This is a genomic window from Roseateles sp. GW821-FHT09G09 (genome assembly GCF_059415965.1).
This window is the reverse complement of sequence record NZ_JBWKOG010000013.1, coordinates 1-15290: the sequence shown is the minus strand read 5'-3', so window position 1 is coordinate 15290 and position 15290 is coordinate 1. Positions and strand designations below refer to the sequence as shown.

Below are 15290 nucleotides of genomic sequence, written 5' to 3'. Positions count from 1 at the left end.
CGAGTGACACGGATCCGTCATGCGTGATTTCTAGAGTGCGCGGCGTTTCGAACGGTCTCCTCCCGGAGCGTTCGAGCACAGCCATCGCCACCACTCCAGGACTCCCATGCGACCCAGCAAATCCACCGCGCTGAACGTCTCGCTCACCCTCGTTGCCGCGGCCATCCTGGCCGCCTGCGGCTCCGACAACGACACCCCGTCGACCAGCGTCACGATCAACGGCGTCGTCACCGCCACCAGCTTCACCGCCGGCAGCGCCACCGATCCCACGATCGCCCCCGCCTACTACGTCGGCGCCAAGGTCTGCGTCGACACCAACGGCAACGGCGTCTGCGACACCACCGAGACCCCGGTCGTCACCGACGCCAAGGGCCACTTCTCGCTGACCCTGCCGGCCAACGCCGCGCTGATCGCCGACATCGGCACCGACGCCACCCTGTCCACCACCGGCGCCAAGGTCGCCAGCCGCGACGTGCTGCGCGCGTCGCTGGACCAGGTCATGGAGCAGGCCGGCAACGTCGTCATCAGCCCGCTGTCGTCGGAAGTGCAGCGCCTGGTCGAAGCCAACGGCAGCAGCTACGCCGTCGAGAAGCAGATCGTCGCCACGCGCATCGGCGTGTCGCTGGCCAACGTGCTGGCCGACGCGAGCACCGTCACCGGCGCCGATCAGGCCGCCCTGCTGGCCGAAGCCAAGGCCCTGGACAACCGCTTCACCTACGCGATCACCAAGCTCGACCGCGGCGACCTGTACCCCGACGCGCTGGCCGCCCCCGGCGGCGACCCGCGCCTGGCCGGCGCCGCGAACGTGAGCGCCGCCACCGCGCCCACCGGCACCGACGCGCGCACGAAGATCACCTTCGCGCAATCGCAGCAGGCCGCGTTCGCGCTCGAAGGCGTGCCGCGCTACGACCACATCTTCATCGTGATGCTGGAGAACAAGGCCACGCTGTCGATCAAGGGCTCGCCGTGGGCGCCCAAGATCAACGCGCTGCTCGCGTCCGGCAACCAGCTGACCAGCTACTACGCCACCGGCAACCCGTCCGAACCGAACTACACGGCCCTCGGCGGCGCCGACGACTTCGGCATCACCGACGACAGCCAGTGGAACTGCGACGCCACCGGCGCCAATGCGGTCCAGGATCTGCCCGTGCCCGACAAGACCCAGCCGGGTCTGGCGAGCTCGCCGTTCGCCGCCAGTTGCACGCAGACCGCCGCGGTCAACCACAACATCGTCGGCAAGCCCAACCTGTTCAACGCGATCACGGCCGCCGGCATGACCTGGCGCACCTACAGCGAGTCGATGAACCCGGGCCAGGACTTCCGCACCGACTCCGTCGCCGACGCCGCCGTCACGGCCGCCGACAACGTCTACGCGCCCGGCACGATCAACGGCAACACCGTCGCGGTCGGCACCGCCGGCCTGACGCTGCCGATGCCCGCCGGGCTGTACAAGACCAAGCACCATCCGGGCATGGCCTACCAGAACGTCCGCAGCGCGCCGGAGTTCAAGTACAGCAACCGCACCATGGGCGGCGGCCAGTGGGACGCCAACATGAAGGCCAGCAGCGCCTACGCCGTGCCGGCCAACTACGACGTCGACCAGCTCGGCACCGACCTGGCCAGCGGCAAGGTGGGCACGCTGAACTTCCTGGTCCCCGACCAGTGCGACGACATGCACGGCATCAGCGTCATCGGCAAGCTGGCCAACGGCACGACCGCCACGGCCAGCGACTGCGGCAGCGTCGCCAACAACGTGGCGCAGAGCTCGGCGGCCAACATCATCACGCGCGGCGACAACTACGTCGACGCGCTGGTGAAAAAGATCCAGGCTTCGGCGTTGTGGAAGAACCCGGCCAAGCGCGTCGCCATCGTGCTGATGTTTGACGAAGGCAACGCGACCTCGGGCTTCAACTCGTGCTGCGGTTGGAACGTGTCCAACAGCGCGGTGTCCAAGCCGGTGGTCGTCGATGCGAAGACCGGCGCGGTCACCGTCGACGCCAGCGTCAACAACTACACCAAGGGCAACCGCGGCCACGGCGAAAGCATCTTCGGCATCCTGACCAACCAGGCGGACGCGCCCAAGGGCGTGTCGGACGGCGATGCCTACAGCCACTTCTCGTTCGTGCGCACGCTGCAGGACATGTTCCAGCTGGCCGACCCGGCGGTGGACGCGTCGTACATGAACCGCTCGAAGTACACCGAGAAGTTCATCGCGGCCAACATCCTCAACCTGCCTGAATACGCCGGCAGCGCCGACACTCACTTCGACTCCGTGCGCGCGATCAACCATGCGTGGAAGGCCCCGGCCAACTACACGCAGAAGCAGTCGGCCGACGTGAACACCGCCGCGCAGATCGGCGCCGACACGGTCCAGACCAACGTCTGGGCGTTGAAGAAGTGATCGCCGTCCTCCGCGCCAGCGTGGCGCTCGGATTCGGCCTGCTGCTGGCCGGCTGCGGGCCGTCCGGCAGCGCCGACACCGGGAGCGCCGCGTCCGGCGCGGAGGCGGCCTCCTCCGCCGGCACCGCGCTGAACCCGGTCACGACGCTGAGCCCCGCCGCGCAGGTCGGTCAGAAGATGTTCTTCGACGCGACGCTGTCGGGCTCCGGCCGCATGGCCTGCGCCACCTGCCACGATCCGAAGAACGCCTACGGCCCGCCCAACGACCTGTCGGTGCAGCTCGGCGGTCCCGAGCTGAAGAGCGCCGGCCTGCGCGCCGTGCCGTCGCTGCGCTACAAGGACGCGACGCCGCCCTACGCGGACCTGCTCGACAACCCCGATGGCGTCAGCGTGCCCGGTCCCGGCGGCGGCTTCGCCTGGGACGGCCGCGCGGCGACGCTCGCCGAGCAGGCGGGCCTGCCGCTGCTGGACCCCAACGAGATGGCCAACGCCAGCGCCGCCGACGTCGTGAAGAAGCTGCAGGCCGGCCCGTATGCCGAGCAGTTCCGGCAGGCCTTCGGCGCGACGATCTTCGACAACGCGGACCAGGCCTTCGCCGCAGCCGGCAAGGCGCTGCAGGCCTTCCAGCTGGAGGACGTGAGCTTCCATCCGTACTCCAGCAAATTCGACCTCTACATCGGCAACAAGATCGGCGGCGTGCTGACCGCGGCCGAAGCGCGCGGCCTGAAGGTCTTCGCCGATCCGAACGGCGGCAACTGCGCGTCGTGCCACTACCAGGGCGCCGGCCTGAACGGCAGCACGGCGATCTTCACGGACTTCTCCTACGAGGCGATCGGCGTGCCGCGCAACGCCGCGATCCCGGCCAACGCGGACACGAGCTACGCCGACATCGGCCTGTGCGGCCCGCTGCGCACCGACCACGCACCGGTCAAGGGCAACACCTTCTGCGGCATGTTCAAGTCGCCGACGCTGCGCAATGTGGCGACGCGACACAGCTTCTTCCACAACGGGATCTTCCATTCGCTGGAGCAGACGATCCGCTTCTACAACACGCGCGACACGATGCCCGAGCTCTGGTATCCGACCGACGGCGGCACGCCCAAGGCGACGCCGGATCCCGACTTCCCGACCTATGGCCTGATCACCACGCAGTACCTCGGCGGCAAGGTGCGCAAGTTCGACGATCTGCCGAAGCCCTTCGTCGGCAACATCGACACGCAGATGCCGCTGGACGGCCGCGCGGCGCACAGCAAGCCGCCGATGTCGGAGCAGGACATCGCCGACCTGCTCTGCTTCCTGAACACGCTCAACGACAAAGACACCCAGCCGGCGAAAGCGCTCGCGGCCGGTTCCTGCACGTCGTGATGACCTCCTCCGAATCACCCCTGCCTCTCCTCCGCATGATTTCCGTTTCCGCACCCCATCGCGTTCCTCATCGCGTTCCTGATCGGCCGACACGCGTGGCTGGCCTTGCCGCCTCGGCGCTTGCGCTGTCCCTGCTCGCGGCCTGCTCCAGGCCCGTGGAGCCGGCCAGCGCTGCTGCCTCGGTCGAACCAACCGCCGATCACTTCGTCGCGAGCATGCAGGACTACCTCGCCAAGCGTGGCGACCTGTGCCTGGCCAAGAACGAATGGCCCATCGACCTGACCCAGCGCGAGATCGACGCCGGCGCGCGCAACGCGCTGCAGCTGCCGGTGCTGGAGCGCCTCGGACTGGCGAGCTCGACCGTGGCCGAGGTCGACGTCAAGGACGACAACGAGGTCTCGCATCACATGAAGGTCCGTCGCTACGCGCTGACCGAGACCGGCAAGCAGTTCTACGTGACGCGCGAGCAGCCGCGTCCCGACGGCGGCAGGGAGACGCGCGGTGACTTCTGCGCCGCGAAGCTCAGCCTGGACAAGGTCGTACATTGGGAACTGGGCGGCGAAGGCAAGGACCGGCACGCGGTCGTGAGCTACACCTACCGGGTGAAGGCCGCGCCGTGGACCGGCGATGCCGAGCTGCAGAAGGTCTTCCCCGTCGTCGCGCAGGTGATCCGCGGCGCGGGCAGCGCGCAGCTGCAGGAGACGTTCAAGAAGACGGAGACCGGGTGGGTCGCCGTCGACCTGCTTTGAGGCAGGCGGCGACATGACGACCGTCGTGCGTTTTCCTCCTGCGTTGGGGGACTGGGTTCGCCAGCACCTGGACAACGGCGTGGCGCCGGGCGAGTTGCGCAGCGCGCTGCAGGAGCGCGAGATCGCGGCCGAGGCGGCACAGGCGATCGTGGAGGCGTTCGTGCGCGCGCGGCGAGGCGAGCGCGCGATGCCGGTGGATCAGGTCGAGCTTCCGCCCGCTCCGACGTCGATGGGAAGCTCGCCGGCGATGGGGACGTCGACGGGAATGTCGATGCCATCGGCGATCGACGGCGCCCCGCCCGATCGATACGAGACGCCGCGCTTCCGCCCGGGCACGTCGATCGAGACGGGTGACCGCGTTGTACGCATCGCCGCGCGCGCCGAGCGACCGATGCTCGCCGTGCTCAACAGCGTCTTCAGCGCCGACGAATGCGAGGAAGTGATCGCCCTGGCCCGAGGCCGGCTTCGGCCGTCGACGCTCGTCGACCCGCGCACCGGGCGCGACGTCGTGAGCGGCTTGCGAAGCAGCCTCGGCATGTTCTTCCGCCCAGCAGAGACGCCGCTGATCGCGCGCCTGGACCGGCGCATCGCGGAGATCATGAACCTGCCGGTCTCACACGGTGAAGGGTTGCAGATCCTGCATTACCCCGAGGGGGCAGGCAGCGCGCCGCACTACGACTTCCTGGTGCCGTCGAATCCGGCGAATCAGGCGTCGATCGCGCGCAGTGGGCAGCGCGTGAGTACGCTGGTCACCTACCTCAACGACGTGCCAGCGGGAGGCGAGACGGTGTTTCCGGCGGCGGGCTGGGCGGTCTCCCCGCAACGAGGGAACGCCGTCTACTTCGAATACGCCAACTCGCACGGCGAACTGGACCACGCGTCACTGCATGCCAGCAGCGCGGTCACGCGCGGCGAGAAGTGGGTGGCGACGAAGTGGATGCGGGAGCGGGTTTTCGTGAGCGCGTGAGTCGGCGCGTCTTCCGAGGGGTCAAGCCTTGCGCGCCACCCGCAGCCTTCGCATCACCGGCTCGTTGAGCTGCTTCGTCAGCGCATTCCACTTCGCGCTGACCTTGTCGATCTTCGCCAGCAGCGGCTGCGCGGTCGCATCGTCGCCGCGGCCTATCGCCCAGATCGCGTATTCCGCCCAGGCTTCGACACTGCCAAAGCGTTCCGACGCGGACTCGAATTCCGCGCGAGCCTCCGCAGAACGGTCCAGCGCCGCGAGCGATCGTGCCGTCAGCAGTGACACCGCCTCGGCGCGGAAGTCGGCCTTCTCGGCTCGCATCGACGCCAGGTGCTCCAGCGCCTGTGCCGCTTGACCCGCCGCGAGGAAGGCGCGAGCCGCGCCGAGCCGGATCTCCAGGTCCTTCGCGAACGGGCCGCGCAGGCAGGCCTGGAACTGCTCGGCGGACTGCGCCGCCTCGCCGGCATTCAGCAGCGCGGTGGCCAGGCGCATCTGGTTCTGCGCGGTCGGGGTCTCGTCGAAGGCGACACGCGCCTCACGCAGTTCCCGGCCCGGATCCAACGCGCGACCGGCTGCGCGCATGGCGCGCTTGGCGCTGCGCTCGACCCGCGAGTGCGGCACCACGAACACCAGCAGGTAGACGAGGCTGCCCAGCAGCGGGAATGAGAACAGGATGATCAGCCAGTACAGCTGTCCCCCGTTGCGCACGACGTGAACGGCGCAGAACAGCGCCAACAGGATGTGAACACCCAATCCGACGAATGGCATCGCCTTTTCCTCCCGAGTTCGATCGCCTTGCCGGCTGTTTTTTGCGACGGCGATTCTGCCTTCGGGAGATGAAGGCGCCAAGATGGCAGAAGGTAACTGTTCAGCGCTTCGGCGGTGGGGCGCGATCGTCGCGGGCGTCGCGGTCCTGCTGCTCGTGATGCGCGCGATCAACGTCGCCGTCACCTTCCGGCCCCTTCTGACCGGTCTCGCCGACGCGATGGTCCTCGTCGTCGTGCTCGAGCCCGCCGTGCAGGCCGGGCGGGAAGTCTCGGGGAGAGCGCGGTGCGTTCATGCGGGCCTCCTGAAGTGGCCGCCCGATCTTAGCCATGGGGCCGCGGCCCTGACGACGACTCAGATTCGTCCACTTCAGCAGTGTTCCCAGAAGCGCTCGTTCCAGGGACGGAGGTCCAATTCGCTTGTCCACGCGGACTTCGGCTGCCGATGGAGGAACAGCAGCGTCTCCGCGATGTGGTGGGGCTCCGATTGGGGGTGCGATCGTCCTTCCTGCTCCCGGATGTCGGCATCGATCATGACGTGAGCCACGTGGACGCCGCGGGGCCACATCTCGCGCGCGAGCACCTGAGCCAACCCACGCTGCCCGAATTTTCCTGCAACGAGGTTCAAGTGCCCTGCCCGCCCAATGATGGACGAGGTCGAACCGATCAGCAGCAGCGTGCCGTGCCCCGCCTCCGCCATCGCGCGGCATGCTTGGCGCGAGACCAGGAAGGCGCCGAAGCAGTTGTGGCGCAGTCCTTCCTCGAAGGCAGGCACCTCGATGTCGTTGATCGTGCCGGGGCCGAAGCTTTGCAGCGCATAGATCACCAGCGAAGGGGCGCCGAACTCCCGCTTGAATTGAGAGAAAGCCTGGTCGACGGATGTCTCCAGCGTGACATCGCAGGCATAGGCGCGATGGTGGCGGCCGCCTCCCGGCAATTGATCCAGCAACCCTTGCAAGCGCCCGGCATTGCGCGACACGACGCCGAGCCGAAAGCCTTCAGCGTCCAGTCGCTCCATGAGCGCCTCGCCCAGCCCAGGCCCGACGCCGAACAGCAGCGCACCGGGCGGCGTCGAGGCTTCGGCAGGCCGCTCATTCGACGCCAAGGGCTGTCGCGGCGTGCCGGCATCCAACGCCGGTCTGCCGGTTCTCCTCGTCCTTGACCTGACGAGCCGCGTCGACTTCCCCCATTGGAAGGTCAACATGAGCGGACCCATGGCCACCCTGCGCTGAATCTTCAGCGCCCTCCAGATCGTCGTGAGCATGATTTTTTTTCGCTCCATCCCTGACGACCTCAGCCTAGCGAACCGACCCGGTACACGCCACGCTCAATCGAGGGGAAGACGACGTTCCGTCGAGGAAATGCGTCAAACGACATCCCGGCAGCGCGCGCCGAAAACGACAAAGGCGCCTCGCGGGCGCCTTCGATTCGGAATCAGGGGCCGGCTCAGTGCACCAAGCCGATCCATTCGCCGCGACGCTGATAGGCGTCGAACAGCGCTTGCGCGGCCGCCTGCAGCTGCGCGTCGCCGCGGGCATACGCCGTGTTCAGGCGTTCCAGCGCGTAGAGGCGGTCGTACAGCATGCGGGTCGGTTGCAGGGTCAGGCCTTGTCCAGCCATCAGGTCCTGCAGCGCGTACAGCTCGTCCATGCCGGCCGAACCGGCCACCGTCAGGCCGAGATCCGGCACCAGTCCCCAGGGAGCCTGGGCGGATTCGGGCATCAGGTGCGGCGGGATGGCGGTGGTGTGCATGGCGGCCTCGGAACGATTCATGTCGGCGTGGGAGGATCATGAATCGAGCCGCCAAGAACTTGAGCGGGAAAAGCGGGGTGTTTTCCGGCCAGTTCGTCGGATCAGGGTCGCGGCTTGGCGATGAAACCCGACAGGTCCGTGCACCAGACGGCCGCCGGCACGTCGAGCTCATTGAGCGCCAGGACGTCGACCCGCGCATCGGTCAGCATCTTGGCCGAGGCCGCGTTGAGGCCGATTTGGTGGTCCTTCTTCTCCAGGTAGACCACGCGCTGGATGCCGACCTGGATGATGGACTGCACGCAGCGCGGGCACGGGTACTGGGTCGTGTAGATGGTGCTGCCGGTCAGCGGCAGCACGACGCAGTTGAGGATCGCGTTGACCTCGGCATGGACGATGTAGCTGTGGCGCGAGTTGGCCGGATCGGCGTCGTCGTCGGACCAGTACGCGGGATCGTTGTCGTCGCAGCCGCGCGGCAGGCCGTTGTAGCCCACGCCGACGATCTTGTAGTCCGCGCTCGCGATGCAGGCGCCGTTGCGCTTGCGGCTGTCCTTGGAGCGGGCGCCGGCCAGCAGGGCCACGCCCATGAACATCGAATGCCAGTCGATCAGCGGTTGGTTGTCCATGACGAAGGGAACGCGAAGGTCCAGGAAGGCGGAGAAGTGTAGTGGAGCCGCCGCCGCGACCTGGCCGCTCAATTCGCGTCGAGTGGGGGCCTCACTTCGCGACCGTCACCCCCTTGTTCGCCAACGCATCCGCGCGCTCATTCCCCGGATCGCCGGCGTGCCCCTTGACCCAGCGCCAGTCGACCGTGTGCAGCTTGCGCAGCGCGTCCAGGCGCTGCCACAGGTCGGCGTTCTTCACCGGCTTGCCGTCGGCCGTCTTCCAGCCGCGGCGCTGCCAGCCCGAGATCCACTCGGTCATGCCCTTGCGCACATATTCGCTGTCCGTGTAGATCACGATGTTGCAGCTGCGCTTGAGCGAGGTCAGCGCCTCTATCACCGCCGTCAGCTCCATGCGGTTGTTCGTGGTGTTGCGCTCGCCGCCGAACAGCTCCTTCTCGTGGTCGCCGCTCTTGAGCCACGCGCCCCAGCCGCCCGGACCCGGATTGCCCTTGCAGGCGCCGTCCGTGTAGATGACGACAGGCGGCTTGGCGATCTTCGGCGCGGCGGGAGCGGGAGAGGCAGAGGATTCGGTATCGGTCATGAAGCAGTCGGAAAGGAATGGGGAACGTCGACGTCAAGTCGGCTCATGTGCGGACCATGTACGGACCATGTGCGGATCAAGTGGCGGCCACGTGGAGCTCAATCGACCTCGACGTCGTCGCAATGATGATGGTGATGATGGACCGCCGCCACCGCCGGCGCGGTCTTGGCGGTGCGCTTCTTGCCGCGCGCCAGCCCGATCAGCCGCATGCCGTGCACGCGCTTGACCGCGATGACGCCGTACAGCGCGCCCAGCACCGTCCACCACTTGCCGCCGGGCTTCTCGATCCATTGCCAGCGCGCCAGCCAGGCATCGCTCAGCAGCGGCGGCCGGTAGCAGCCGAACTGCGCGCGCTCGACCTCGAACGACAGCAGCCGCAACCAGTCGCGCAGCCGCCAGTAACCCAGGTACTCGCGCTCCTCCGGCAGGTAGAGCCGCGGCGGACGGCCCAGCATGCGACCGTTGACGCGGGCGAGATTCTGCCTCACCGCCCACAGGCTGGCCGGGTTCAGACCGAGGATCACGACGCGTCCCTCGGGACGCAGCACGCGCTCGACCTCGCGCAGGCAGCGGTGCGGATCGGCGGCCTGCTCCAACGTGTGCGGCAGCAGCACCAGGTCCAGGCTGTTGGCCTCGAACGGCAAGGCGTCGAACTCGCAATAGACCGCGGCGCGACCCGCGCCGTTCAGGCCCGGGGCCAGTTCGGCCTGGGGCTCGGGCTGGTACTCCAGCGGATGCGCGATCACGCCCTGCCGCGGCGGCCCGGCGACGCCGTCCTCGAACGGCCCGTGGTTCAAGGCCAGCCAGCGGTTGGTCATCCGGTTGGTGCGCAGGCCCTGCAGCTGCGGGAAACCGAGCTGCAGCGCGTGATACCCGAACCAGTCGATCACGGCCGCGTCGATGAAGCGCTGTTCCCACGCCAGCAGGTAGCGCCCGGCGGGCGTGCGCAACCAATGCGCGAACTCCGCCGCGGCGGTGTCCGGCCGGAAGTGCGCCTCTACAATCGGCGACTTCCCGGCGCCGTCGTCGCTTGTGTCGTTGTCATGGCCCGGAGTCTTCATCGCTGGGACCTGATCCCCTTGCCTGCATGAACCTGGTCGCCGTTCCCGCCTTCTCAGACAACTATCTCTGGCTGCTGCATGACGGCCGGTCGGCACTCGTGGTCGATCCGGGCGACGCCGCACCGGTGAAGGTGGCGCTGCGTTCGCTGGGACTGGACCTGCGAGGCATTCTAGTGACCCATCACCATGCCGATCATGTCGGCGGGCTGCGCGAATTGATGCCCTTGCTGACCGAGGGCGCAAAGGTCTGGGGGCCGGCTGGTGAATCCATGCCGGTGCCCGTCGAACCCTTGAGCGAAGGCGACCGCTTCGAACTCCTTGGCCAGGTTGTCGACGTGCTCGACGTCCCCGGCCACACCGCCGGTCACATCGCTTTCGTGCTGAAGCACCCGACCGACGGCGGCGCGCCCATCCTCTTCTGCGGCGACACGCTGTTCTCCGCCGGCTGCGGCCGGCTCTTCGAGGGCACGCCGGCGCAGATGCACGACTCGCTGTCCAAGCTGGCGGCGCTCCCCGGGGACACCCGCGTTTGCTGTGCGCACGAGTACACCTTGTCGAATCTGCGATTTGCTCGCACAGTCGAGCCCCAGAACGAGGCGGTCGCGCGCCACGAGGCCTGGTGTCTGGCCCGGCGCGAGCAGTCGCTGCCCACCCTGCCCTCCACCATCGCCGTGGAGCTCCAGATCAACCCCTTCCTGCGCTGCGAGCACGCCGACGTCCGCGAGGCCGCCCAGCGCCACGATCCGAGCGTCACGTCGCAGCCGGCCTCCGTCCTGGCCGGCCTGCGTCAATGGAAGAACGAATTTCGCTGAGCCTCCGATGCATCGACACCAGAATCCGACCCGCCTGACGTCCCGTTCTTCCCGCGCCGCGACCGGCGCGGATGCCGCCTCCGCCACCCCTTCCGCCGCCGCCGGCAAGCGCCCCGCGCTGACGCTGATCGCCGCGCTGCTGCCGCTGGTGCTGGCCGCCTGCGCGACGAACGCGCCGCGGGCCGACAACCAGGAAGCGCAGGCGGTCGCGCAGCAGACGGTGCAGGCGGTCGAGTCCGCGGCCTCCGCCGTGCCTTCGCCGGCCACGCCGGTGGCGCGCGTCGCCACGGCGCCGGAAGAGAAGCTGGACGTGCTGCTCGAGGACAACCTGAACCCCGGCGAGAAGGTCGACCTCGACGCCCCGAAGACGCACGTCGACCTGTGGGCGCGGATGCGCGCCGGCATGGCGATGCCCGAGCTCGACAACGACCTGGTCCGCAAGGCCGAGGACTGGTACAGCAGCCGGCCCGACTACGTCGCGCGCATGACCGGCCGCGGCAGCCTGTACCTGTACCACGTGGTCGAGGAAGTCCAGAAGCGCGGCATGCCGATGGAGCTGGCGCTGCTGCCCTTCGTCGAGAGCGCGTTCCGCAACGACGCGCAGTCCAGCGCGAAGGCCGTCGGCATGTGGCAGTTCATGCCCGCCACCGGCCGCGACTTCGACCTGAAGCAGAACATCTTCCGCGACGATCGTCGCGACGTGCTCGCCTCGACCAAGGCGGCGCTGGACTACCTGCAGCGCCTGAACAAGCTGTTCGACGGCGACTGGCAGCTGGCGCTGGCCGCCTACAACTGGGGCCAGGGCAACGTCAGCAAGGCGGTGGCGCGCAACCAGAAAGCCGGCCTGCCGATCGACTACGACAGCCTGCGCATGCCCGACGAGACGCGCTACTACCTGCCCAAGCTGCAGGCGGTGAAGAACATCGTGATGCGGCCCGAGGCCTACGGGCTGCAGCTGCCGGCGGTGGCGAACCATCCGTACTTCCTGTCGGTCAACATCGACCGCGACATGGACGTCACGCGCGCCGCGCAGCTCGCCGAGCTGGACGAGGAGACCTTCCGCCAGTTCAACCCGTCGATGAACAAGCCGGTGATCCTGGCGGCCAGCAGCGGCCAGCTGCTGCTGCCCTATGACAACGCCAGCACCTTCGTCGCCAACCTCGAGAAGCACCGAGGCCCGCTGGCGTCGTGGACGGCGTGGGTCGTGCCGAAAACGATGAAGCCGGCGGACGCGGCCAGGCAGGTCGGCATGAGCGAGACCGGCCTGCGCGAGATCAACCGCATCCCGGCGCGGATGCTGGTGACGCAGGGCTCGACGCTGCTGGTGCCGCGCACCGCGTCGCGCGACCAGGACGTGTCCGAGCATCTGGCCGACAACGCCCGCATCGGCTTCGCGCCCGACGTGCCCCCGATGCGCCGCGTCACGCTGAAGGCCAACAAGGGCGACACGGTGGCGAGCGTCGCGCGCCGCTACCGGCTGGGCACGACCCAGCTGGCGCAGTGGAACCGCGTGAGCACCAAGGCCACGTTCAAGCCGGGTCAGCAGGTCGTCGCGTATGTGCGCGAGGGTCAGCAGCTCGCGGCGGTGGAGCCGTCCGCCGCTTCCTCGAAGTCTTCCGCCACGGCGAGCAAGTCCTCGAAGTCGGGCAAGGTCACCAAGATCGCGTCGAGCGCGGCGAACAAGCCGGCCAAGGCCAGCGCGAAGACCCGCAGCGCCAAGGTCGCCGCCAGCGATGGCAAGGGCGGCCGCACCGTGGCCACCAAGACCGCCCTGCGCTGACCGCAGCCCTCACCCCAGCCCTGTCCCGCAAGCGGGAGAGGGAGCAAGAAGCGCAGCCTCCGCGAGTGGAGCCGGTCGGACTCCCTCTCCCGCTTGCGGGAGAGGGTGGGGGTGAGGGCCAGCGGCGGTGGGAGTACGGGACTGCTTCAGCCGAAGAAGAGCGCCACCGAGATCGCCGTGCCGACGGCCCACGAGAGGCTGCGCAGGTTCGGCTGATCGGCGATGTAGAGCCCGACGTACACGACGCGCGTGATGACGAACGCGATCGCCAGCAGATCGATGCGCGACTGCGCATGCTGCATCTGCTGCGCCGCCAGCACCCCGGCGATGAACAGCGGCAGCGCTTCGAAGCTGTTCTGCTGCGCCGCGTGGGCGCGCGCCTGCCAGCCGGTCTGCCGACTCAGCCACGCCCTCGGATCATGGTTGTCGAAACCCCCGTCGCGACGCCGCTTCCCCATGCCGCGCGACTTGGCGATCCACGCGCACAGCAGCGGCATGAGGCAGGCGACGATCAGGCAGTCGTTGGCGATGGTCATGGGCGCTCCCGCGCGTCGTCGAGGATTGCAGATCGGCCGCCCGCAGGCAGCCGCTCATCAGGTCGACCGCCTATCCACCAACGCATGCGCGATGGTGCCCAGGTCGACGTATTCCAACTCGCTGCCCACCGGCACGCCCCGCGCCAGCCGCGTGCTGCGCAGCCCGCGCGCGCGCAGCGCCTCGGCCAGCACGTGCGCGGTCGCCTCGCCTTCGGCGGTGAAGCTGGTGGCGAGGATCACCTCCTCCACCTGCCCGTCCGCCGCCCGCGCCAGCAGCTGGTCGACGCCGATCTCGCGCGTCGACACGCCGTCCAGCGGGCTGATCCGCCCCTGCAGCACGAAGTAGTAGCCGAAGTAGGACGCCGTGCGCTCCATCGCGGCCTGGTCGGCCGGCGACTCCACCACGCACAGCAGCCGCGCATCGCGCTGCCGGTCCGAGCAGATCGGGCACAGCGGCGCCTCGCTGAAGGTGTGGCACCGCTCGCAATGACGCACGTTGGTCGTTGCGGCCTGCAGCGCGCGGGCCAGCGCATCGGCGCCGGCGCGGTCGTGCTGCAGCAGGTGGTAGGCCATGCGCTGGGCCGACTTCTGGCCCACGCCGGGCAGGCGCCGCAGGGCCTCGATCAGTTGCTCGAGCGCGGTCACCGCAATCCGATCCAATCGATGATCAGAACGGCGATCAGAACGGGAACTTCATGCCCGGGGGCATCGGCATGCCGGCGCTCAGCTTGGCCATCTTCTCGGAGCTGACCTGCTCGGCGCGGCGCACGGCGTCGTTGAACGCGGCGGCGACGAGGTCTTCCAGCATGTCCTTGTCATCGGCCAGCAGGCTGGGGTCGATGGCGACGCGCTTGACGTCGTGCTTGCAGGTCATGGTGACCTTCACCAGGCCGGCGCCGGACTGGCCTTCGACCTCGATGTTGCCGAGCTCGTCCTGCGCCTTCTTCAGGTTGTCCTGCATCGCCTGCGCCTGCTTCATCAGGCCTGCGAGTTGACCCTTCATCATGATCGTGATTCCTTGTTCAGAGATTCGAAGGATCGGCGGAGGGCCGATCCGGAGATGACCCGGAGGTCGATGCGATGGGCACGATTGTCGCCCACGGCGCGCGCCTGCGCTGGCGCCTCATCGCGGGTCCGGCCGTCGGCGACCGCCTCGTCAGACGGACTCGTCAGACGGACTCGTCAGACGGGCTTGATCGAGCCGGGCAGGATCCGCGCCGTCTTGAACTGCGCAAGCAGCTGCTGGACTTCCGGATCGCCCAGGATGATGGACTCGGCCTGCCGCTGGCGGGACCGCGTCGCCTGCGTGTCGCGCAGCGCCGGCGAATCGGTGGCGCGGCCGGCCTCGATGTCGACCCGCACCGGCTTGCCGGCAAAGCCGGCGAGCACCGACTGGAGCTTCTCCAGCAGACCCGGTTGGCGCAGCGATTCGCGCTCGACGCGGAAGCGCCAGCGTTGCGGCTCGACGGACTCGTCGATCTCCAGGCACTCGGCCTGCAGCGCCAGCTCGCGCGCCAGCGCGTTCAGGCCGAGCTGGGGCACGATGGCGTACCAGCGCTCGCCCAGCGCCGTCGGCACCAGCTCGACCTCTTCGATGGCGGTCGAGACGTAGATGCCGCCGCCGTTGCCGCTGCCGCCGCCGGATTCGGCGGACGACGGCATCGGATCGTCCATGTCGGGCATCGACATGCCGACGGACGCCTCCTCGTCGGACGGCGGCGGCACGTCCATCCAGGGCGGCGGGCCGTTGTCGTCATGCGGCGGGGACAGGTCCTCGGGCTCTTCGGCATCGGACTCGACCTTCACGACGGGCGGCGGCCCGGCGCGCGGGCGGAGGCGCTCGCTGAATCGGGTGGCCGGCGCGCCCGCCTGCGCGGCGCGCAGCGGGCCCGACGGCGTGGGAG

Annotated in this window: 17 protein-coding genes; 6 read left to right on the top strand and 11 right to left on the bottom strand. The window is 68.7% G+C overall.

Annotated features, from left to right (window positions below; all coding sequences use genetic code 11):
* Positions 1-106: 106 nt before the first annotated feature.
* The 4 genes from AC07O8_RS25680 (at position 107) to AC07O8_RS25665 (ending at position 5481) form a co-directional block, all read left to right on the top strand.
* Positions 107-2401, top strand: coding sequence for a phosphoesterase (locus AC07O8_RS25680; RefSeq protein ID WP_495050764.1), 2295 nt, complete (start codon positions 107-109; stop codon positions 2399-2401).
* Complete coding sequence (locus AC07O8_RS25675; RefSeq protein ID WP_495050840.1) at positions 2401-3765, top strand: cytochrome-c peroxidase; 1365 nt, start codon at positions 2401-2403, stop codon at positions 3763-3765. Before AC07O8_RS25680 ends, AC07O8_RS25675 begins: the two co-directional genes overlap by 1 nt.
* 95 nt (positions 3766-3860) lie before the next feature.
* Positions 3861-4514: a hypothetical protein gene (locus AC07O8_RS25670; RefSeq protein ID WP_495050763.1), complete on the top strand. Its 654-nt coding sequence runs from the start codon at positions 3861-3863 to the stop codon at positions 4512-4514.
* Positions 4515-4593: 79 nt separating this feature from the next.
* Positions 4594-5481 carry a 2OG-Fe(II) oxygenase gene (locus AC07O8_RS25665; RefSeq protein ID WP_495050762.1) on the top strand — a complete coding sequence of 296 codons (888 nt, stop codon included), beginning with the start codon at positions 4594-4596 and terminating at the stop codon, positions 5479-5481.
* A gap of 21 nt (positions 5482-5502) precedes the next feature.
* Here the strand turns inward: AC07O8_RS25665 and AC07O8_RS25660 are convergent, their stop codons facing one another.
* The 7 genes from AC07O8_RS25660 to AC07O8_RS25630 form a co-directional block, all read right to left on the bottom strand.
* Positions 5503-6246, bottom strand: coding sequence for a hypothetical protein (locus AC07O8_RS25660; RefSeq protein WP_495050761.1), 744 nt, complete (start codon positions 6244-6246; stop codon positions 5503-5505).
* A 100-nt stretch (positions 6247-6346) separates the two neighbouring features.
* Complete coding sequence (locus AC07O8_RS25655; protein WP_495050760.1) at positions 6347-6538, bottom strand: hypothetical protein; 192 nt, start codon at positions 6536-6538, stop codon at positions 6347-6349.
* 74 nt (positions 6539-6612) lie between these two features.
* The gene (locus AC07O8_RS25650) at positions 6613-7506 is read right to left on the bottom strand and encodes an SDR family NAD(P)-dependent oxidoreductase (protein WP_495050759.1); all 894 of its coding nucleotides are present in this window, start codon (positions 7504-7506) and stop codon (positions 6613-6615) included.
* Between the two features lie 182 nt (positions 7507-7688).
* Entirely contained in the window at positions 7689-7994 is a 306-nt protein-coding gene (locus AC07O8_RS25645; protein ID WP_495050758.1) for a hypothetical protein, read from the bottom strand.
* 101 nt (positions 7995-8095) lie between these two features.
* Positions 8096-8617, bottom strand: coding sequence for a deoxycytidylate deaminase (locus AC07O8_RS25640; RefSeq protein ID WP_495050757.1), 522 nt, complete (start codon positions 8615-8617; stop codon positions 8096-8098).
* A 91-nt stretch (positions 8618-8708) separates the two neighbouring features.
* Positions 8709-9197: a ribonuclease HI gene (gene rnhA, locus AC07O8_RS25635; RefSeq protein ID WP_495050756.1), complete on the bottom strand. Its 489-nt coding sequence runs from the start codon at positions 9195-9197 to the stop codon at positions 8709-8711.
* 98 nt (positions 9198-9295) lie between these two features.
* A complete protein-coding gene (locus AC07O8_RS25630; protein ID WP_495050755.1) occupies positions 9296-10258 on the bottom strand; it encodes a class I SAM-dependent methyltransferase in 963 nt (320 codons plus the stop codon).
* 26 nt (positions 10259-10284) lie between these two features.
* On the opposite strand from AC07O8_RS25630, the gene gloB reads away from it, so the two are divergent.
* Together gloB and AC07O8_RS25620 are read left to right on the top strand one after the other, a co-directional pair.
* Positions 10285-11070, top strand: a complete 786-nt coding sequence (gene gloB / locus AC07O8_RS25625) for a hydroxyacylglutathione hydrolase (RefSeq protein WP_495050754.1) — start codon at positions 10285-10287, stop codon at positions 11068-11070.
* A 7-nt stretch (positions 11071-11077) separates the two neighbouring features.
* A complete protein-coding gene (locus AC07O8_RS25620; protein WP_495050753.1) occupies positions 11078-12850 on the top strand; it encodes a transglycosylase SLT domain-containing protein in 1773 nt (590 codons plus the stop codon).
* A 146-nt stretch (positions 12851-12996) separates the two neighbouring features.
* Here AC07O8_RS25620 and AC07O8_RS25615 read toward each other — a convergent pair whose 3' ends face one another.
* The 4 genes from AC07O8_RS25615 to AC07O8_RS25600 form a co-directional block, all read right to left on the bottom strand.
* Positions 12997-13386, bottom strand: coding sequence for an MAPEG family protein (locus AC07O8_RS25615; RefSeq protein WP_495050752.1), 390 nt, complete (start codon positions 13384-13386; stop codon positions 12997-12999).
* A gap of 57 nt (positions 13387-13443) precedes the next feature.
* Positions 13444-14037 carry a recombination mediator RecR gene (gene recR, locus AC07O8_RS25610; protein WP_495050839.1) on the bottom strand — a complete coding sequence of 198 codons (594 nt, stop codon included), beginning with the start codon at positions 14035-14037 and terminating at the stop codon, positions 13444-13446.
* A gap of 28 nt (positions 14038-14065) precedes the next feature.
* Entirely contained in the window at positions 14066-14392 is a 327-nt protein-coding gene (locus AC07O8_RS25605) for a YbaB/EbfC family nucleoid-associated protein (protein ID WP_067274950.1), read from the bottom strand.
* A 176-nt stretch (positions 14393-14568) separates the two neighbouring features.
* Positions 14569-15290 (bottom strand): DNA polymerase III subunit gamma/tau C-terminal domain-containing protein (locus AC07O8_RS25600; protein ID WP_495050751.1); only part of this gene is annotated, 722 nt, incomplete at its 5' end.